Genomic DNA, 18,546 nt, shown 5'->3' on the forward strand with positions numbered 1-18,546 from the left:
AGTCCTTCCAGGACTTTCCGCTTATTTTCATAATTAATTAGGTTTGTGTTAATCATAAAATTGCAAAAGGATGTGCTACAATTAGCGATTTCCATACAGATTTCATAGATTTAACATGATTATTGAATAGCTTGACCGGATGCAACGCCAATTGAACTCCGGTTTATGGTCTTAATCAGGGAGAATGCAGCAATGCATTTTCCTTTTTTATTTTAGTAATTATTGTTTGTCTTCTTCCTCCTTTCTAGCTTATGCCACCTACATTTGGCGTATTAGTCTGTAAAACACCTTTAATAGCTGATCGCTTTATTGTTTATTTTTCTCCAACCTGAATAGTTAGTGTCAAATATACATTAAGTCTATATATTTAGTAGTCTTTTTTAAAAAAAATTAAGCTTTCTTAACTGCTTCATTCTGACTTTAATTAACCGTGAATGTTCATTAATTCGATAAAAATAAAACAATGTAAAGATGACAGCGGTTGCTATATCAGCAGTAAATATAATCTGCCTGCTTCGTTAGTCAAGACTTAATGCAGCAGTGCTGAAGGTTAAAATACTGCATTCCAAATGAATAGCCTATGTTTGAAGATAAAATACGGGAAGCCGAAATCATTTTTGAGGAAGTAAAGAAAAACGCAACCCTCCGGTTGGAGGTACTAAAATTAGACGCAGTGCACCATGTTGCCAAGCTTAGCGCAAACTTGATTACCAATACCTTCACTTTAATTTGTGCCACATTGGCCTTCCTTTTCGGAACGGTTACGCTCGGTTTCTTCTTTTCTGATCTGTTTCACAGTTTCGCACTGGGATTCGGGGGCCTCACTTTGTTTTATATCCTGGTAGCAATAGGCGTAAGCATGACAAAAACCAGCTTGATTGAGCCCGGGCTGATTAATTTTACCATCCGAAAATTCTTATCGATACAGAACAATGGAGACAAAAAAGAACAAGAACATTAATGATATTGTTGCTTTCGATGAGCGGCGCGAGGATATAGAAACCCAGATTAAGCAAAGTGACGAACGCCTGCAGGAGTCAGTAAAAAAAATAAAATCTTTCGATCTAAAACCGATTAAGGATAGCATTACGAACTTACCCTGGCAAAGCGACCTTGATACGGCAGACGACTTACGACAGAAGTTTTTACCCAGGATGACCTCCAAAATCCTCAATGCAACAATTCTCCGCAAAAGTGGATTCTTTAAGCGAATGATTTTGTCTACAGCAGCCAGCCTGACCGTTAAAAAGGCGCTTAAAAAAAGCCCTGTTAACACTGCACCTATTCTCCATGCACCAGTAGATCAACCTCGGGGGAAGATAGCAATGCCATCCCGGGAACCAGAAAATTCAGCGCCTGATGAAAAGCCTGAGCCCGAGGCAGAAGAAAAAATAAAATTAAGCTTTAAAGGGATTTTTGCAGTTCTGAAATCAGCTTTTGATGGATTTGCTGATCACAAAATTACCAAACTGAGTGGGTCTCTGGCTTACTACACGGTATTTTCAATGGGACCATTGTTAGTCGTTATCATTTCCCTTTGCAGTATATTTTATGAAAAGGAAGCAGCACAGGGGAAAGTCTTTGAACAGTTGAAAGATTTTTTAGGCAATGATACTGCCCTTCAACTTCAAAGTTTAATCAGTAGTGCGGCCATTGGCGATAAAGGTACAATTGCCTTTATTATCGGGTTGGTAACGCTGTTGGTGGGTGCAACAAGTATTTTTGCCGACATTCAGGATTCGATTAATACCATCTGGGGCATTAAGCCGAAACCAAAAAGGGGCTGGCTAAAAATGTTACAAAACAGGTTTTTATCTTTCTCCGTGATTGTGAGTCTGGGTTTCTTACTGGTGGTTTCGCTGGCAGTTACTGCTGTTTTAGATGGATTTAACACCAGGTTACAGGCAAAATTTAGTGATGTGTCTGTTATCGTATTTTACATCCTTAACCTGGTGATCACTTTTGGCGTAATTACCGCCATTTTCGGTGTGATTTTCAAAGTTTTACCAGATGCCAATATCAAGTGGAGAGATGTAGTGTCCGGAGCTGCAGTAACCGGAATCCTATTTATCATTGGTAAATTCGGCATTTCTTTCTACATCTCAAAAACCGATGCCGGCGGAACTTATGGTGCAGCGGGTTCTTTGGTCATTTTGTTATTATGGACTTACTATTCTTCCATTATACTTTATTTTGGTGCTGAGTTTACCAAATCTTATGCCCTGGCTTACGGATCAGAAATCAGACCTAACCATTATGCTGTTGGCATCAAGGAAGTTGAAATGGAGCAGGAAAATAGTTCACTGCAACAAACCCAAAACCAATAAAAACTATAGTACAATAGCTGGCTCTTTTAGCCAGCTATTTGAATCAAAACCAGTATGTAGCCTATGAAATTTGCAGTGAGAATAAAATATCTGGTCTTTTGTCTGATGCTCTCTTTGCTTGTGTTGGCAAGTTTCCGCTCCCATGGGCAGCATACGGAAATTAAACCGGTTGATTCGGCCAAAACCATTCCAGATACCTTGCTTTTCAGGATTCAGACTGCACAATCTGCCATTACAGAAATAAATGCGGCCAATAAAAAGGGATACGACATTGAGGGAATTAAAAGGCAAATTGATGCGGTAAAAGAAAATGTAAATCCTCTGGAAAAAGCTTTTAAGGCAAAGGATGAACTGGATACGAAAAATTTATTGAGCTTCGATCTGATCCTGCGGGATGCCGATACAAAGTTGAAAAGCATTACAGCAATACTGGTGCAGAATAGCAACACCCTTCAGGAAATGTCTGATCAGGTGGTGAGTATAAGCAATGATACGCTGCTTAGAAATGATAAAAAAGGTCAGGAAGGAAATAAATTATATCAACCTCAGATTTCTGAACTCAAAACCCGTTTGCAGGAGGCAGGAAAGCTAACAGGCGAAAATCTTAAGCAGGTTAACATACTCTTAGCCAGCACATCTGCATTGAATGTTATAGTGAACGATTTACGTGCACAAACCGCAGAACGACTGGAGCTTTCCGGTAAACTGGCCCTAAGCAAACGCAACGCATACCTTTGGGTGGCACCACTGCGAAACCCGGCAAGTCAAACCACGGGCAATCTCATGTCGGCTTCTTACCAGGGCCAGCAGCAGATTCTTAAATACTTTATTCATTCTACCTGGGATAACCGTTTCCTGGCGATATTACTTTCGATTGTATTTTTTGTTTGGGTTCGCCGGAATTTCAAAAACTCAAAACGCGCTTTGGTCAGGCGACAACTGGGCGAACTTAAATTCGAATACCTTAAACCACTTCCGGTTTTTTCTACCCTGATTGTATTGCTTAACATTACGCCGCTATTTGAGCCAGATGCCCCTTCCCTATACATCGAATTGATCCAGTTTTTATTGTTAATCGTAATGACAGTTCACCTCTGGAACATTTTAGAAAAAAAACAACTTCAGTTCTGGATGCTGCTGATTGCGCTGTATACGCTGTTGATTATTGGAAATGCGGGCGTAGATGATGCCATTCCCCTTCGACTGGTATTAATCGGCATAAATATTTTCTTCATCTGGATTGGCATTCAGCTTTTCAATACCGTAACCTTCAAAGAATTTTCGAAGAGATATGTTAAAGCGGTGCTGGTCGTACTCATTTTAATGAATGGGCTTGCAGTGTTATTTAACATTTTTGGAAGAGTTGATATGGCTAAAGTAACCAGTGTTACAGGCGTAATCGGACTTATTCAGCTGGTTGGTTTAAGTGTATTTATGCAAATTATGCTCGATGCGCTTGATCTGCAAATGAAAATCAGTTCTGTCAATAAAGGCATTTTTTCCAGAATCAATCACAATAAAACGAAAGAGAAATTTAAAAAAGGTCTCTCTGTTCTTTGTGTTTTATTATGGGTAATGGTGCTGCTCATTAACCTGAGTCTAATTGGCGGCTTGTGGGGTTGGATTAGCGAAGTGCTATCTAAACCGAGGGTTTTCGGCAGCATTCATTTCAGCTTTGGCAACATTCTCTTTTTTGTAACCATTGTTTACATCGCGAATAAACTGCAAAAACACGTTCCGTTATTATTTGGCGAAGAACGCATCACCTTTAACGAAGATAGCGGCCATAAAGGATCAAAAGTGGCCCTGATACGTTTAGTAATTATCGTTGCAGGTGTGTTGCTCGCCGTAATGGCATCTGGTTTACCAATGGATAAATTAACAGTGGTATTGGGTGCTTTCGGTGTAGGTATTGGTTTAGGGATGCAGAATATCGTAAACAATTTCGTTTCAGGGATTATTCTCATTTTTGAAAAACCATTCCGTATCGGAGACTATGTAGAACTTGCCGATAAAAAAGGAAAAGTGCGGGATATTGGCATTCGCTCCAGTAAACTCCTTACGCCTCAAGGTTCTGAAGTGATTATTCCAAATGGCGACTTATTATCCGGCAGGTTAGTAAACTGGACCCTTAACAATGATTTTATTAAAACCGAACTCATTTTTAAGGTTAGTGCAGACAGCGATTTTGAAGCCATCGGAAAATTAATCACAGACATGTTAAATGAGGCAGATAATACCGTTAAAAAATTGCCTCCGGAAGTATTGCTGAACAATATTACTGCTGATAGTCTGGAGATTAAGGTATTATTATGGATTAATAATATTTACGTAGAAGCTGAATTTAAAAGCCAGTTCTTACAACAACTGGTTAAAAAACTTAAAGATGCCGAGGTGAAAATTATGTAGTAGTGGTAACCAATTTACTTTGCCACCAAACCTTTTTTTATGTAGGTAGTTGTATGAATGCGGGTTTCCGAACTACAAAACATATCTACAATGACAAAAACGACACTAAACGTTAATCAGCAGCGTTATGAACTGAACCTGCTTCCGTGGGTTTCTCTGCTTGATGCTTTACGGGAACACCTGAAGCTGACAGGTACGAAAAAAGGTTGCGATCATGGACAATGCGGTGCGTGTACCGTTATTTGTGATGGTAAAAGAATCTTAAGTTGTTTAACCCTTGCGGTGATGAAAAATGATTCGGAAATCACCACCATTGAAGGTATTGCCGGAGGTGATGAACTTCACCCGATTCAACAAGCTTTTATAGACCACGATGCTTTTCAATGTGGCTATTGCACCCCTGGCCAGATCTGCAGTGCCGTGGGGATGCTTCAGGAAGGCCATGCCCACACGCGAGAAGAAGTGCAGGAATTAATGAGTGGAAATCTTTGTCGCTGTGGCGCGAATGTTGGAATTATCGATGCCATTATGGAGGTAAAAGACGGAGGCACTCATGAATAATTTCGAATATAAACAAGCTGGCAATACTAAAAATGCGATCGAGTTAATTAACAATACTCCTGATGCTGCATTCGTAGCCGGAGGAACTAACCTCATCGACCTTTGGAAATACGACCTCACCCATCCTTCCGGTCTAATCGATATTAATCACCTGAATGAAAACGCAGAGATTACAACGCTGAAAGACAAGAAAGTTCGCTTAGGTGCAGCTGCAAGGAATGCAGACACGGCCTATCATCCAATAATAGAAGGAAGATATCCATTACTGTCAAAAGCTATTCTGGCAGGAGCTTCTGCACAGATCAGAAACATGGCCAGCAATGGCGGCAACCTGTTGCAGCGCACCCGTTGTTATTATTTTTATGATGCAGATGTGCCTTGCAACAAGCGGGAACCTGGCTCTGGCTGCCCCGCCAAAGAAGGATACAATAGGATTCACGCCATTTTAGGAACCAGTGAAGAATGTATTGCCGTTTTCCCATCGGATATGTGCATTGCGCTAGCTGCTTTAGAAGCCGTGGTTAATGTAAGCGGACCAAACGGCGACCGCAGTATTCCTTTTGAGGATTTTCACCGCCTGCCAGGCGATCGCCCGGATATAGATAATACGCTGGGAAAAGGAGAAATTATCACTTCTATTGATTTACCGGAAGAAGGTTTTTCTGAACACTATTCTTACCTAAAACTCCGCGACCGCCATTCTTATGCCTTTGCCTTAGTATCGGTTGCTACCGCCTTTAAACTGAATGGAAATGTTATCGAATCTGCAAGAATTGCGCTTGGCGGTGTTTCACATAAACCATGGCGCAGTATTGAAGCAGAAGCGTTTCTGAAAGATAAAGAGGCAACGGCAGAAAATTTCGCAGCAGCAGCCGATCTGATTTTAAGAGGCGCAAAGGGGTTTGGATCAAATGATTTCAAAATTCAACTCGCAAAAAAAGCAATTATTAGAAATGGCTTAATGGCGCTAAATCCAGAAAGTCAGTTACCAGGAGCACTTCCATCTGCATAATTACTACGAAACACATGAAAATGGACAAAAATATAAATGTAGGCCAACCCATTAGCCGTTTGGAAGGAAAACAAAAGGTAACAGGTACTGCAAAATATGCCGCTGAATACGAGGTTAATAATTTACTTTATGCCTATGTTGTAAACAGCACAATCACCAAAGGAAAAATTCTGAGTATCGATACCAGCAAAGCGCTTGCTTTACCAGGCGTAATTGAGGTACTTTCTCATGAAAACAGAACAAAACTGGCGTGGTTCGATGTGCAATATGCCGATATGGACGCGCCTCCGGGAACTGTTTTCAAACCTTTTTACGATGAAAACATTCTTTATAATGGTCAGCCAATTGCGCTGGTAGTTGCCGAAAGCTTTGAAATGGCCCGGTTTGCGGCTACGCAGGTTACCTTTCAATATAAAGAAGAGCCTTTTAAAACCTGTCTGAAAGATAACCTTGGTTTAGCAAGAACAGCAAAAAAAGGTTTTGCTACCGCATTAAAACCACCTCCGCCCCCACCCACCGGCAATTTTGAAAAGGCATATGAAAGTGCGGCAGCTAAAGTAGAAACTACTTATAGCCACGGCACAGAGCACCACAATCCGCTCGAACTTTTTGCCACCACAACCATCTACCAGGGCGATGGGAAACTGACGATTTACGATAAAACCCAGGGAACGATTAATAATCAACTTTATGTTGCTAATATCTTCGGACTTAAATATAAAAATGTAAGGGTTTTGGCACCTTTTGTAGGTGGAGGATTTGGTTCCGGTCTTCGACCGCAGTACCAGTTATTTCTATGTGTAATGGCGGCACTTCACCTCAAACGGAATGTTAAACTAGTTTTGGAAAGGAAGCAGATGTTTTCTTTTGCCCACCGTCCGCCAACAATTCAAAACCTGCGCTTTTCAGCAGATATTAATGGTAAACTAACGGGGTTAAATCACTCCTCGAAAAGTGAAACATCTTCTTTTGAAGACTATTTCGAGCCGATTGCATCATGGAGCCACAGGCTTTACCCTGCTCCCAACACCTTGTTTGAACAGGAATTGGTTCCGCTGGATGTACACACACCGTTAGATATGCGGGCGCCCGGCGGCAGTACAGCCCTGCATGCGATTGAGTGTACCATGGATGAGCTGGCTTATCAATTGAAGATCGATCCGCTTGAACTGAGATTAATCAACTATTCTGAAATGGATCCGTCAGCTAAAAAACCCTATACCAGCAAAGCCTTAAGGGCTTGTTACCTGGAAGCAGCAGAAAAGTTTGGCTGGGATAAGCGAAAGCCAGAACCAAGAAGTATGGAGCGCGGCAACAAACTGGTCGGTTATGGAATGGCAACCGGAATTTGGGATTCCCTTCAATTTCCCTCACGTGTGGAAGCCATGATTAATGCCGATGGAAAAATGGTGCTGAATAATGCCGTGACAGATATTGGCACAGGAACCTTAACCGTTATGACACAAATTGCAGCTGATCAGCTTGGACTAAACATGGAGGATGTCGATTTTCAATATGGCGACAGCAAAAAGCCTTTCTCCATGTTTCAGGGCGGTTCGGCAATGACTTCTTCAACAGGTGTTGCCATTGTAGTAGCCGCAAAAGAACTGCGCAAAAAGTTATTAAAAAAAGCCAAAGAAATGACTGATTCACCGTTTAAGAAAGCGGAAGATGATCAGGTCACTTTTCAAAATGGAACCATCTTTCTCAATAGCGATCCAAATACTTTGGTTACGTTTAAAGAACTGATTGCTTTTAATAAAGGGAAAACAATTAAGACCACCAACATGGGAAAACCACATATGCTGAAACTGAAAAACTACAGCCTGGCTACCCATAGTGCATCTTTTGTTGAGGTAGAGGTTGATAAAGATCTTGGTGTAGTTACGGTAACCAGGGCGGTAACGGCGGTGGCTGCTGGAAAAATTATCAATCCGAAAACTGCCAAAAGCCAGGTTTACGGCTCAATGGTTTGGGGAATCAGCAAGGCGCTACACGAGGAAACGATTATGGATCCAAACCTTGGAAAGTATATGAACAGCAATTTGGGTGAGTATCATCTGCCTGTTCATGCCGATATTAAACAACTTGAAGTTATTTTTGCCGATGAACCTGACGAGTTAATTAATGAACTTGGCGTAAAAGGTGTGGGCGAAATTGGTCTTGTAGGCATGCCGGCAGCAATTTCGAATGCCATATTTCACGCTACAGGCAAGCGCATTTACAAGTTGCCGATTCATTTTAACGAGTTAATCTAAGTTGCTAACGTGCCATTAAAAACAATGATTATCAGAAAACTATGGGCCATAGCAATCCTATGCACAATTGCCTTTAATACAGCCGCTCAGACCGAAAATTCCGGATGGCTGTTTATCTCTCACACGCAGCAAATTAATAAAAAATTCGATGTCTTAGCAGACTTGCAGTTTCGGTCGTCCGATCAGTTAAATGATTTGTCGGCATTGCTTTTCCGTACTGCTTTAAATTATAACATCAATAAAAAACATGCGGTTGCGCTGGGTTATACCTTTCTTGGAAAATGGGAAGCGGATGAAATGCAAATGAAGGTTTTTACGCCGGAGAATCGGATTTACCAGCAATATCTCTTTGATTTCAACACCAAACGTACAGAATGGACTTTGAGATTTCGTTTAGAACAACGTTTTATTAACCAGGAAAATCGCACAGATTTCTCTCAGCGTGCGCGTGCGTTCATAGCGGCACAAATTCCAATCGCCGCGAATGCCGATTTCAGTAAGGGCCTTTATGCAGGTGTTCAAAATGAACTCTTCCTCACGGTTCAAAATAAAGATAAAGTGAACGGGCATATGTTCGATCAGAACCGCTCCCTGGCATCAGTAGGTTACCGCTGGAGCAAGAAAATTGATACAGCGTTTGGTTATATGTTTTGGTCGCAAAAGGAAGAAGAGGGTTATGCTAAAACGAATGTCTGGCAATTAATGATTACAACGAGTTTTTGACATTAGGGAACTCACCTATTTCAGAACTGCAATAGTTAAAAGAAATTAAAATCTTTATTCCACGCCTTTTCCCCTCAGGGGAAAAGGCGCTGACAGTTGGGTAGGCCACCTATTCCTCCATATTATATACACCAGATTCTCCTTCCAATTCTCCTTCATTATGAGTCACCAGTAAAACCGTTATGCCCTGGGCAGCAAACAATGCCATAAGTTGCGCTAGCAAGTTGCTTTTCAGCTTTTTATCCAGCGCAGAAAAAGATTCGTCCATTAACAGCAAAGCGGGTTTTGTAGATAAAGCGCGTAAAATAGCAAGCCGTTGCTGCTGTCCGCCGGAAAGCTTGCCTGGCAAATGCTGACGAAAACTTTCCATTGCGCCGATTGCCAGCAACTGATCAATGTAAGCAATATCTTTCGTTCCGTATTTCAAATGTTCTTCAACCGTCATGTTTGGAAACAGCGCATAATCCTGAAACACAAAACCAACATTCCGCTCCTGGATTCGTCTTGAAAATTTTGTTTTGGCATCAAACCAAAGTTCACCGTTAAACTTAATTACGCCCTGATTGGGCGTCACCAATCCTGCTAAAATTTTCAATAAGGTGGTTTTCCCCACACCAGACGGACCAGTAATCCGGGTAATTTTTCCGGTTTCGAATTGGGTATTGATGTTTAAATCCTCCCAGCCTTTATACGTTTTAATACGCTTGGTGATGTTTATTTCAATCATTCAAAGGGATTTTTAACGGCTTTCTTATTAAAGATGAAAACAGCAAGTACAATGACGAAAGTAATTGCGAACAGCATCAACGCATAGTGATTAGCGCTCGTATAATCCATAGTTTCTACGGAATCGTAAATGGCAATCGAGGCTACTTTTGTTACACCGGGAATATTTCCGCCAATCATCAATACTACTCCAAATTCGCCAAGTGTATGTGCAAAGGTTAAAACCGCGGCAGTGTATATGGATGCCTTAATATTGGGCAGCAAAATATGAATCAAGGTTTGCCAGCGGGTTTTGCCCATGGTGTATGAAGCCTGTGCAAGGTTTCCGGGCAGATGACCAAAGGCCGATTTTACCGGACTGATCATAAATGGCAGACTGTAAATAATTGAGGCCAATACTAATCCCTCGAAAGAAAAAACCAACTGAAGATTAAGGTGATCGTGGAGCCACTTCCCAAAGCCATTGTTCGGACTAAAAGCCAGGAGCAGGTAAAAACCCAACACGGAGGGTGGCAACACCAACGGCATGGTGATCAGTGCCTCAACCAGTATTTTTGGCATGGTGCTCTTTCCCGAAAGCCAGTAAGCAACGGGAATTCCGAGTACTAAAAGTATGGCTGTGGTAATCAGGGCGAGCTTAAGGCTTAGAAAAATCGGTTCAAAATCCATCTTAACTTTTCTTCACTACAGGTAAATGATAGCCAGTTTTACGGATAATATTTTGTGCTGATGCCGATGAAAGATATTCGTAAAACTTTGTCGCTTCCTTTAGCAATCCTTTCTTTGCATAGGTTAACAAAATTGCACCCTGCTCAATCACCTGATAACTTTCAGGGTCTATCCTCGCCCATTTAAGTTTAGAATGATCTATATTTTCGTATAAAAAAGATTCTGTAGTAAAGCCTAAACCAACAGCACCAGTTTGAAGGTAAGTATTTACCTGCGAAATGCTCTCCCCATAAACCAGTTTTGAGGCTACCTTATCCTTTAAATTGTAAAAGGCTAAAGCTTCTTCGGCGGCTTTGCCATAAGGTGCTGTTTTCGGATTGGCAATTGCAAGCCTGCCCGCTTTTGCATCAAGCAATGCATTTTGCCAGTTTTTCAGATTTACTTTTGCATTTCCACAAATGATAAGGCTGCCTAAAGCATAAATTTTTGGCTTTTGTAAGCCAAAGCCCTTTGCAAATAATTGATCAGGAAACGCCATATCTGCAGACAAAAATACGTCATAAGGTGCGCCATTCATAATTTGTGTAGTGAGCTTTCCGGAGGCACCAACGATAGTTTCCATCTTGATTCCGGTCTTTTTAAAGAAGTCAGCCTGGAGTTTTTTGATTAAGCTCTGTGCATTTGCCGCCACGGCCACGCGCAGTACCTGCGCCGAAAGTGGTGTGTAAGCAACCAGGCAGCACAGCAAAATCAAGATCTTAATACCAAAAGGCTTTCTCATAAAGGAAAACTTACTATAACAATTTAACAGAGGGCTAATTTAGCTAAATTAACAAGGAAAAGCCATTCGGGTTTGGGTGATTTTCCAATTTGCACCTTAAAAACAACCAGAAAAAACTGACCCTTAAAAAAATCAAAACAATCCACGCTGATATTGTTAATAGTTATAGCAATGCCGCAACTATTTTCAACATATAGTGGTTAACTTGCATTACCCGAAAATTATCCCATGAAAGAGATTGCAGATATTATAAAAGCATACGAAAAGGCCAGGAAAGAAGGAAAAAAAACTGCTTTGGCCACCGTAGTTAAAGTGGAGGGTTCTTCTTATCGCAGGCCGGGCGCAAGAATGCTCATCACTGAAGATGGCATTTTAACGGGTGCCATTAGTGGCGGTTGCCTGGAAGGTGATGCCCTCAGAAAAGCACTCAGTGCCATCCATCAGCAAGAAAACAAATTGGTTACTTATGATTCTATGGATGAAGACGATGCAAAATTTGGCGTTCAGCTCGGTTGCAACGGGATCGTTTATATTTTGTTTGAACCAATCTTCGATGATTCAGCAGCCAATCCGATTGCCATTTTATCAGCATTGCAGGGTAAACGCGAAAACGCGGCACTGGCTGTACTGTTTTCTTTAGCGGGAAAAAATCAAATCGGCACGAATGCTTTATTAAGAATGAATGATCAATATACCAGCGGGGAAAATAACCTTTTACCACTTTTCAGTAACGACCTTCAAAAGGTTCTGGAAACAAAAAAATCAGCTTTTTTAGATTATTCAATAAACGAAGAGCCTGTAAACGCGTTTCTGGAATTTATCAGTCCGCCGGTTTCCCTTATTATTGCTGGTGCCGGCAATGATGCACAACCGCTTGCAAACTTTGCTGATTTGCTGGGCTGGAATGTTATCATCGCCGATGGCAGACAAACACATGCAAATAGCCAGCGGTTTCCGAATGCTAACCAGATTTTAGTAACCAAGCCCGAACAATTGCTTCCGCAGTTGGAAATTGATGAAAATACAGCTTTCGTTTTGATGACACATAATTACAATTATGATCTTGCGCTCCTTGACCTATTGTTGCCTACAAACGCACCTTACATTGGTACATTAGGCCCGAAAAAGAAGCTGATTAGAATGTTGGATGAGCTGAACCTCAATACAGAAGGGAATCAGTCGCGGGTGCATGGACCAATCGGATTAGACATTGGCGCCGAAACGGCAGAAGAAATTGCTATTTCCATTGTTACAGAAATTAAAGCTGTTTTATCAGGTGCATCTGCAGGTCAGTTGAAAAAGAAAGATGCGCCTATTCACGTTCATGAAAGCGAGATTAATTAATGAATACCGGAATCATTATCCTGGCTGCCGGAAATTCCAGCCGGCTGGGCAGGCCAAAACAGCTGCTGAAATTTAAGGATAAAACGCTGATCGAGTTGACCATTGATGCTGCCTTAAAAACTCCATTTAAACCGATCGTGGTGGTGCTGGGCGCTTTTGCAGATCGGATTCAGGAAAAGCTATCGGCTGAGATTCAATTTATAATCAACGAGCGTTGGCAGGAAGGAATGGCATCCGGTATTGCGGCAGGCCTTGCAGAAATATTAAAGCATTCGCCCGAACTGGAAAACATTATGATTGCGGTTTCCGATCAACCATTTATCAATGCGAAGGTACTACTGGAACTGCAGGAAAAACAATTCAGCACAAAAAAAGGTATTATTGCAAGCCGTTATGCCCAAACAACTGGTACCCCGGCGTTGTTCAATAAAAAGTACTTTCCTCAGCTTTTATCCCTTACCGGAAATAACGGCGCAAAATCTATGTTAAAATTACATGATAATGATGTGGAAACAGTTGCATTTGCGTTGGGTAATATTGATATTGATACCGAAAACGATTACCACAATTTAATACACAATTAATGATAGCAGATTCATTTGGAAGAATTCATGATTATTTAAGGATATCCTTAACCGATAACTGCAACTTCCGCTGCTTTTATTGCATGCCGGAGGAGGAATATGACTTTACCCCTGCCTCCAGGTTAATGCAAACTGAAGAAATTATTAAGCTTGCCAAAGTTTTTGTAGACCAGGGCGTGAAAAAAATCAGGCTCACCGGTGGCGAACCTTTGGTACGTAAAGACGCTGCTGCAATTATTTCTGCATTAGGAAAATTACCTGTGGAACTGGTGATTACCACCAATGGAACCAGGATTGCAGAAATGCTTCCTACCTTAAAAGAGGCCGGAATAAAAACCATTAATATTAGCCTGGATACGCTACAACCAGAAAAATTTATGCTCATTACCCGCCGGGATGTTTTCCATCAGGTACGCAGCAATATCGAATTATTGCTTCAGGAAAAAATTACTGTTAAAATTAACATGGTGGTAATGAAAGGCCTGAATGATAACGAGATCAAAGACTTTATCAACTGGACCAAGCACAACCCTATTCAGATCAGATTTATAGAGTTTATGCCTTTTAGCGGCAATAAATGGACGAGCAATAAAATGTTTTCACTTCAGGAAATTCTGACTAAGGTTGAAAAAGATTTCACGGTTTTACCAGTGGAAGGTGCACCGCACGATACTGCGAAACATTTTATGATTCCAGGGCATGAAGGCTCTTTCGCTATTATCAGCACCATGACAGCACCTTTCTGCAGCACTTGCAACAGGATGCGTTTAACGGCCGATGGAAAACTTAAAAATTGCTTATTCTCTAACGGCGAAACCGATTTGCTTACTGCGCTGAGAAATGGTGAAGAGGTGCTACCGCTCATTAAGGCTAACATTTGGGCTAAGAAAAAGGAACTTGGTGGTCAGTTGATCAGTCATTTTGAAAAGCTTGATGCCGAAGCGATTAACAACAGAAGTATGATTACAATTGGAGGATAGATGATTACTGTAGAGCAGGCCAAACAAATTATCGCTGATAGCATTAGCCATCTCGAACCTGTAAATATCCCGCTTAACCAGGCAGCCAGACATATTTTAGCTGCTGATATCTATGCGACATTTGACATTCCGGCTTTCAGACAATCATCTATGGATGGTTATGCAATTAAATATGAGGAGTCGTTAAAAACCTATACACTGGTTGGCGAAATGGCTGCTGGAGCAAGTCAGCCTTTAACCATAAGAAAAGGAGAAACCAGCAGGATTTTTACCGGCGCACCACTTCCTGACGGTGCAGACACCGTGATTATGCAGGAGAAGATTTCCCGATCGTCTGATCAGATTACCATTGAAGATCCTAAAGCAACACCAGGGTTAAATGTGAGGGAAAAAGGTGCGGAAATAAAAGCCGGTGTACTGGCCATGCAGGCAGGAAGTTTGCTTACACCAGCAGCATTAGGCTTTCTGGCCGGAATTGGCATTTGCGAAGTCACCGTTTTTCCAATGCCTAAAGTTAGCATCATCCTTACGGGGAATGAATTACAGCAACCGGGGAAACCGCTGGCATTTGGCCAGGTATATGAATCCAATTCTTATTCACTTTCGGCTGCCTTAAAATTAGAAGGCGTTCATGATATAGCGGTGCATTGGGTAAATGATAACCTGGAGTCGTTGACTGAAATGCTTCATATGGCGTTGGACCAAAGCGATGTTGTATTGCTTACGGGAGGCGTGAGTGTGGGCGATTATGATTATGTAATTGCTGCCGCTGAACAATGTGGCATTGACCAGCAGTTTCATAAAATAAAGCAAAAACCAGGCAAGCCCTTATATTTTGGCACAAAGGATCAAAAACTTGTTTTTGGTTTGCCTGGGAATCCATCTTCTGTATTAAGTTGTTATTACAATTACGTTTTACCCGCAATAAAATCGCTTTCAAAACTAGAAAACAGTGTCAGAGAACTTGAAGCAGAACTTGAAGTTGATTACGAAAAACCAATCGGACTCACCCATTTTTTAAAAGGAATTTATACCGATGGAAAAGTGACGCCCTTGAATGCGCAGGAATCATTTCGCTTAAGTTCTTTTGCCCAATCAAACTGTCTGATTCGCTTAAATGAAGATCAGCAGCATTTTATTGCGGGAGATACAGTAATGGTGGCGTTGCTCCCACACTAAGTTATTGGTTTTATCAGCTTATATTCGCAACTGAATATTTGATACTTATGTTAATAATTTTAAGCCGGTTTCTTAAAGAATCAGTTAAAATAAATATGCTTAAACTAAATTAATATGAAATTAGAAATCATCAGCTTTGGTAAAATTTCTGAATTTATTACCGGGCAGGAAATTGAAGTTTCAGAAATCGACAATACCGATCAGCTTCAGCAGTATTTAGAAACATCTTTTCCCCAATTGTTAGGAATGAAATATAAGCTGGCGGTGAATCAAAATATTATTCAGGCCAATCAGCAACTTACAGAAAACGATCAGGTGGCCATTATGCCACCATTTTCAGGAGGTTAATTTAATGGATCAGGAACGATACAGCAGGCAGCTGATTTTGAAAGGATTTGGAATAGCGGCACAGGAAAAACTTGGCAATGCCCGCGTATTGGTTATTGGCGCAGGAGGTTTAGGCTGCCCCATATTGCAATATCTGGCTGCAGCAGGTGTTGGCAAAATCGGTATGGTTGATGATGATATTGTTTCACTCTCAAATCTTCACCGGCAAATTCTTTTCGATACCAGCGACGTTGGGAAACCTAAAGTACAGGTAGCGGCACAGAAACTCCGAACAATGAACCCTGATATTTTAATTCAGGAACATCGCCTGCGTTTGAATCAACATCACATTTTTGATTTGCTGGAAAGTTATGATTTAATAATAGATGGTACCGATAATTTTGAATCAAGATATTTAATTAATGATGCTTGTGCGCTTCTTCAAAAACCATTGGTATTTGCAGCGGTATCGGGTTTTGAAGGGCAACTGGCTATTTTTAATGTGGAAGATAAAGATGGTGTTGCTACAAATTACCGCGACCTCTTCCCTATTCCGCCCAAAAATGGTGAGGTTTTGAACTGTGCCGAAAACGGCATTTTAGGCGTGCTGCCAGGAATTATTGGAACAATGGCTGTGGCCGAGACGATTAAACTAATCACCGGAACCGGCAAGCCGCTGATTAATAAATTACTCCACTATAATTTGCTTAATCAATCGCAATATGAACTAAATATTTCACCAGCAGGCAATTATGATTTACCCAACAGCAAAGCAGATTTTCTAATGATAAATTACGATCAAACTTGCGCCACGGCATCGGTTTTTGAAGAAATAGATGTAGCGCAAATGCAGCGTTTACAAACACAGGAGGCCGCTTTGGTAATCGATGTGCGGGAGAAACACGAATTCCCGATCCTGGATAAAGAAGTTTACCTGCAAGTGCCAATGTCTGAATTTGACGCCTTTCTGCAAAACAATATCGAAGCCCAAAACATTGTACTGCTTTGTCAGCATGGCATCAGAAGTGTAGCAGCTGCTGAATTATTGCAGGAAAAATACGGCAATACAAAGAAAATTTACAGCTTAAAAGGCGGCATTTCAAAGTGGAGAAATCACTTTCTAAAAAAATAACATGAGTGAAAAAAAGATAAAAAACATCTTTATGGATGGCGCAATTAGTCCGGCTTTTATAGCAGATAGTATTGCTCAGCATTCAACAAAAACCGCTATTGGCGGTCACAGTATATTTATGGGTCAGGTAAGGCGCGATGAAATAAACGGGAAATTCGTAGCAGCCATCGACTATACCACTTACCAGGAAGTGGCGCTGGCTAAGATGCATGAGATCCGGGAGGCCATTTTTGAGAAATATCCGTTAAGCTGTATGCATGTGCACCACAGTTTGGGCAAGATCAAAGCCGGCGAAATTTGTCTGTTTGTATTCACCTCTTCTGCGCATAGAAAGCCTGCCATAGATGCTTGCAATGAACTGGTGGAACGCATTAAGGCAGAATTACCAATTTGGGGAAAAGAAATATTTGAAGACGAATCGCATCAATGGAAGGAAAACATTTAAGATGGTAAACATTACTAAAAAATCAAATTCATTACGAATTGCGATTGCCACGGCTACCGTTAAAGTTTCTAAACAGGAAACCATTGATGCAGTGGTACAACGGAAAATCCCTAAAGGAGATGTTTTTGAATTTGCCAGGGCTGCAGGGTTATTTGGCGTTAAAAAAACGAGTGATGTTATTCCGGACTGCCATCCGCTCCCGATTGAATTCACTTCGATTACTTATGAAGTTGAAGGATTAAACATCATCATTTCTGTAGAAGTGCATACCATTTACAAAACCGGTGTAGAGGTTGAAGCCATGCATGGTGCATCTGTTTCGGCATTAACCATGTATGATATGCTAAAGCCAATTGATAAAGGAGTTGAAATTCAGAACATTCGCCTGCTTAAAAAGTCTGGTGGAAAATCTGACTTCAAAAACCTTAAATTCCCTGAATTAAAGGCGGCTGTAGTGGTTTGCTCTGATTCTGTATTTGGGAAAACCGCAGAAGACCATTCGGGTAAAGCCATTATCGCCAGGCTGGAACAATTTGGGATTGAAACAGCGCAATATACGGTTGTACCAGATGAAGTTGAAGCGATCCAGGATACGGCTAAAGAACTTTCCAACAGCAACATCAGTCTTCTTATTTTTACCGGCGGAACGGGCCTTTCACCAAGAGACGTAACTCCTGAAGCGATAAGTCCTTTAATCGACCGCAAAATTGAGGGCATTATGGAGACCGCCCGAACTTATGGACAAGAACGAATGCCTTATGCGATGTTATCAAGAGGAGTCGCAGGTTTTATTGGTGATACCCTGGTATTAACTTTTCCAGGATCAAAAAATGGTGTAGAAGAATATATCGATGCTTTATTCCCACAAATTTTACACCTTTTTAAAGTAAATAAGGGTCAGAAACATTAATCTGCCCCTCATACGTCCTCCTGAACTTGTTTCAGGATCTTTTATCACAATCTTTAAAATTAGAAACATTAAGAAATTAAGGCCATTAAGATAAGTCCTCCAGAGATTGTAAAATGAACTGTGTCAGTTAAGGAATTAAGAATTTGATTTTTTAACTTTATGATACAGATTATGAGTGA

The 18,546-nt window shown here is 41.0% G+C and carries 18 protein-coding genes; 15 read left to right on the forward strand and 3 right to left on the reverse strand.

Translation table 11 applies throughout. The features are described 5' to 3' along the window. Positions 1 to 580 precede the first annotated feature (580 nt). The 7 genes from GJU39_RS18010 (at position 581) to GJU39_RS18040 (ending at position 9,290) form a co-directional block, all read left to right on the forward strand. Positions 581 to 961, forward strand: coding sequence for a hypothetical protein (locus GJU39_RS18010; RefSeq protein ID WP_154282390.1), 381 nt, complete (start codon positions 581 to 583; stop codon positions 959 to 961). Further along, positions 933 to 2,327, forward strand: a complete 1,395-nt coding sequence (locus GJU39_RS18015; protein WP_154282391.1) for a YhjD/YihY/BrkB family envelope integrity protein — start codon at positions 933 to 935, stop codon at positions 2,325 to 2,327. Before GJU39_RS18010 ends, GJU39_RS18015 begins: the two co-directional genes overlap by 29 nt. 63 nt (positions 2,328 to 2,390) lie before the next feature. Beyond that, complete coding sequence (locus tag GJU39_RS18020) at positions 2,391 to 4,736, forward strand: mechanosensitive ion channel domain-containing protein (RefSeq protein WP_245228004.1); 2,346 nt, start codon at positions 2,391 to 2,393, stop codon at positions 4,734 to 4,736. Between the two features lie 90 nt (positions 4,737 to 4,826). Further along, the gene (locus tag GJU39_RS18025; RefSeq protein ID WP_245228005.1) at positions 4,827 to 5,297 is read left to right on the forward strand and encodes a (2Fe-2S)-binding protein; all 471 of its coding nucleotides are present in this window, start codon (positions 4,827 to 4,829) and stop codon (positions 5,295 to 5,297) included. Continuing rightward, positions 5,290 to 6,309 (forward strand): FAD binding domain-containing protein, encoded by a 1,020-nt coding sequence (locus GJU39_RS18030; protein WP_154282393.1) that lies wholly within the window; start codon positions 5,290 to 5,292, stop codon positions 6,307 to 6,309. Before GJU39_RS18025 ends, GJU39_RS18030 begins: the two co-directional genes overlap by 8 nt. Positions 6,310 to 6,329: 20 nt before the next feature. Further along, positions 6,330 to 8,567, forward strand: coding sequence for a xanthine dehydrogenase family protein molybdopterin-binding subunit (locus GJU39_RS18035; RefSeq protein WP_154282394.1), 2,238 nt, complete (start codon positions 6,330 to 6,332; stop codon positions 8,565 to 8,567). Between the two features lie 24 nt (positions 8,568 to 8,591). Beyond that, on the forward strand, positions 8,592 to 9,290 hold the full coding sequence (locus GJU39_RS18040; protein WP_154282395.1) for a DUF2490 domain-containing protein: 699 nt from the start codon (positions 8,592 to 8,594) through the stop codon (positions 9,288 to 9,290). 109 nt (positions 9,291 to 9,399) lie between these two features. On the opposite strand, the gene GJU39_RS18045 is transcribed toward GJU39_RS18040, so the two are convergent. From GJU39_RS18045 to modA, 3 genes are read right to left on the reverse strand one after another with little or no spacing between them, the layout of a single operon-like run. Beyond that, positions 9,400 to 10,017, reverse strand: coding sequence for an ATP-binding cassette domain-containing protein (locus GJU39_RS18045; protein ID WP_154282396.1), 618 nt, complete (start codon positions 10,015 to 10,017; stop codon positions 9,400 to 9,402). Beyond that, positions 10,014 to 10,685, reverse strand: coding sequence for a molybdate ABC transporter permease subunit (gene modB / locus GJU39_RS18050; protein ID WP_154282397.1), 672 nt, complete (start codon positions 10,683 to 10,685; stop codon positions 10,014 to 10,016). Before modB ends, GJU39_RS18045 begins: the two co-directional genes overlap by 4 nt. Position 10,686: 1 nt before the next feature. Then, on the reverse strand, positions 10,687 to 11,466 hold the full coding sequence (modA, locus tag GJU39_RS18055; protein WP_154282398.1) for a molybdate ABC transporter substrate-binding protein: 780 nt from the start codon (positions 11,464 to 11,466) through the stop codon (positions 10,687 to 10,689). Between the two features lie 228 nt (positions 11,467 to 11,694). Here modA and GJU39_RS18060 point away from each other — a divergent pair, with 228 nt between their 5' ends. The 8 genes from GJU39_RS18060 to moaCB all read left to right on the forward strand — a co-directional run bounded on the left by GJU39_RS18060 (position 11,695) and on the right by moaCB (position 18,367). Beyond that, entirely contained in the window at positions 11,695 to 12,810 is a 1,116-nt protein-coding gene (locus GJU39_RS18060; RefSeq protein WP_154282399.1) for an XdhC family protein, read from the forward strand. Further along, positions 12,810 to 13,394 (forward strand): nucleotidyltransferase family protein, encoded by a 585-nt coding sequence (locus GJU39_RS18065; RefSeq protein ID WP_154282400.1) that lies wholly within the window; start codon positions 12,810 to 12,812, stop codon positions 13,392 to 13,394. The genes GJU39_RS18060 and GJU39_RS18065 overlap by 1 nt, the downstream gene beginning before the upstream one ends. Beyond that, positions 13,394 to 14,374 (forward strand): GTP 3',8-cyclase MoaA, encoded by a 981-nt coding sequence (gene moaA / locus GJU39_RS18070; protein ID WP_154282401.1) that lies wholly within the window; start codon positions 13,394 to 13,396, stop codon positions 14,372 to 14,374. Before GJU39_RS18065 ends, moaA begins: the two co-directional genes overlap by 1 nt. Further along, positions 14,375 to 15,553, forward strand: coding sequence for a molybdopterin molybdotransferase MoeA (locus tag GJU39_RS18075; protein WP_154282402.1), 1,179 nt, complete (start codon positions 14,375 to 14,377; stop codon positions 15,551 to 15,553). Positions 15,554 to 15,667: 114 nt separating this feature from the next. Then, complete coding sequence (locus GJU39_RS18080) at positions 15,668 to 15,901, forward strand: MoaD/ThiS family protein (RefSeq protein ID WP_154282403.1); 234 nt, start codon at positions 15,668 to 15,670, stop codon at positions 15,899 to 15,901. A gap of 4 nt (positions 15,902 to 15,905) precedes the next feature. Continuing rightward, positions 15,906 to 17,012, forward strand: coding sequence for a ThiF family adenylyltransferase (locus tag GJU39_RS18085; RefSeq protein WP_154282404.1), 1,107 nt, complete (start codon positions 15,906 to 15,908; stop codon positions 17,010 to 17,012). Position 17,013: 1 nt separating this feature from the next. Next, positions 17,014 to 17,457 (forward strand): molybdenum cofactor biosynthesis protein MoaE, encoded by a 444-nt coding sequence (locus GJU39_RS18090; RefSeq protein ID WP_154282405.1) that lies wholly within the window; start codon positions 17,014 to 17,016, stop codon positions 17,455 to 17,457. Position 17,458: 1 nt separating this feature from the next. Beyond that, positions 17,459 to 18,367 (forward strand): bifunctional molybdenum cofactor biosynthesis protein MoaC/MoaB, encoded by a 909-nt coding sequence (moaCB, locus tag GJU39_RS18095; RefSeq protein WP_245228007.1) that lies wholly within the window; start codon positions 17,459 to 17,461, stop codon positions 18,365 to 18,367. Positions 18,368 to 18,546: the final 179 nt, after the last annotated feature.

It is taken from the genome of Pedobacter petrophilus (assembly GCF_009674725.1).
In the GTDB taxonomy this organism is placed as follows: domain Bacteria; phylum Bacteroidota; class Bacteroidia; order Sphingobacteriales; family Sphingobacteriaceae; genus Pedobacter; species Pedobacter petrophilus.

What these genes read in the sequence shown, in the direction of transcription:
- GJU39_RS18010 (WP_154282390.1), top strand. Translation starts at nt 581, where the DNA reads ATGTTTGAAGATAAAATACGGGAAGCCGAAATCATTTTTGAGGAAGTA.
- GJU39_RS18015 (WP_154282391.1), top strand. Translation starts at nt 933, where the DNA reads ATGGAGACAAAAAAGAACAAGAACATTAATGATATTGTTGCTTTCGAT.
- GJU39_RS18020 (WP_245228004.1), top strand. Translation starts at nt 2,391, where the DNA reads ATGAAATTTGCAGTGAGAATAAAATATCTGGTCTTTTGTCTGATGCTC.
- GJU39_RS18025 (WP_245228005.1), top strand. Translation starts at nt 4,827, where the DNA reads ATGACAAAAACGACACTAAACGTTAATCAGCAGCGTTATGAACTGAAC.
- GJU39_RS18030 (WP_154282393.1), top strand. Translation starts at nt 5,290, where the DNA reads ATGAATAATTTCGAATATAAACAAGCTGGCAATACTAAAAATGCGATC.
- GJU39_RS18035 (WP_154282394.1), top strand. Translation starts at nt 6,330, where the DNA reads ATGGACAAAAATATAAATGTAGGCCAACCCATTAGCCGTTTGGAAGGA.
- GJU39_RS18040 (WP_154282395.1), top strand. Translation starts at nt 8,592, where the DNA reads ATGATTATCAGAAAACTATGGGCCATAGCAATCCTATGCACAATTGCC.
- GJU39_RS18045 (WP_154282396.1), bottom strand. Translation starts at nt 10,017, where the DNA reads ATGATTGAAATAAACATCACCAAGCGTATTAAAACGTATAAAGGCTGG.
- modB (WP_154282397.1), bottom strand. Translation starts at nt 10,685, where the DNA reads ATGGATTTTGAACCGATTTTTCTAAGCCTTAAGCTCGCCCTGATTACC.
- modA (WP_154282398.1), bottom strand. Translation starts at nt 11,466, where the DNA reads ATGAGAAAGCCTTTTGGTATTAAGATCTTGATTTTGCTGTGCTGCCTG.
- GJU39_RS18060 (WP_154282399.1), top strand. Translation starts at nt 11,695, where the DNA reads ATGAAAGAGATTGCAGATATTATAAAAGCATACGAAAAGGCCAGGAAA.
- GJU39_RS18065 (WP_154282400.1), top strand. Translation starts at nt 12,810, where the DNA reads ATGAATACCGGAATCATTATCCTGGCTGCCGGAAATTCCAGCCGGCTG.
- moaA (WP_154282401.1), top strand. Translation starts at nt 13,394, where the DNA reads ATGATAGCAGATTCATTTGGAAGAATTCATGATTATTTAAGGATATCC.
- GJU39_RS18075 (WP_154282402.1), top strand. Translation starts at nt 14,375, where the DNA reads ATGATTACTGTAGAGCAGGCCAAACAAATTATCGCTGATAGCATTAGC.
- GJU39_RS18080 (WP_154282403.1), top strand. Translation starts at nt 15,668, where the DNA reads ATGAAATTAGAAATCATCAGCTTTGGTAAAATTTCTGAATTTATTACC.
- GJU39_RS18085 (WP_154282404.1), top strand. Translation starts at nt 15,906, where the DNA reads ATGGATCAGGAACGATACAGCAGGCAGCTGATTTTGAAAGGATTTGGA.
- GJU39_RS18090 (WP_154282405.1), top strand. Translation starts at nt 17,014, where the DNA reads ATGAGTGAAAAAAAGATAAAAAACATCTTTATGGATGGCGCAATTAGT.
- moaCB (WP_245228007.1), top strand. Translation starts at nt 17,459, where the DNA reads ATGGTAAACATTACTAAAAAATCAAATTCATTACGAATTGCGATTGCC.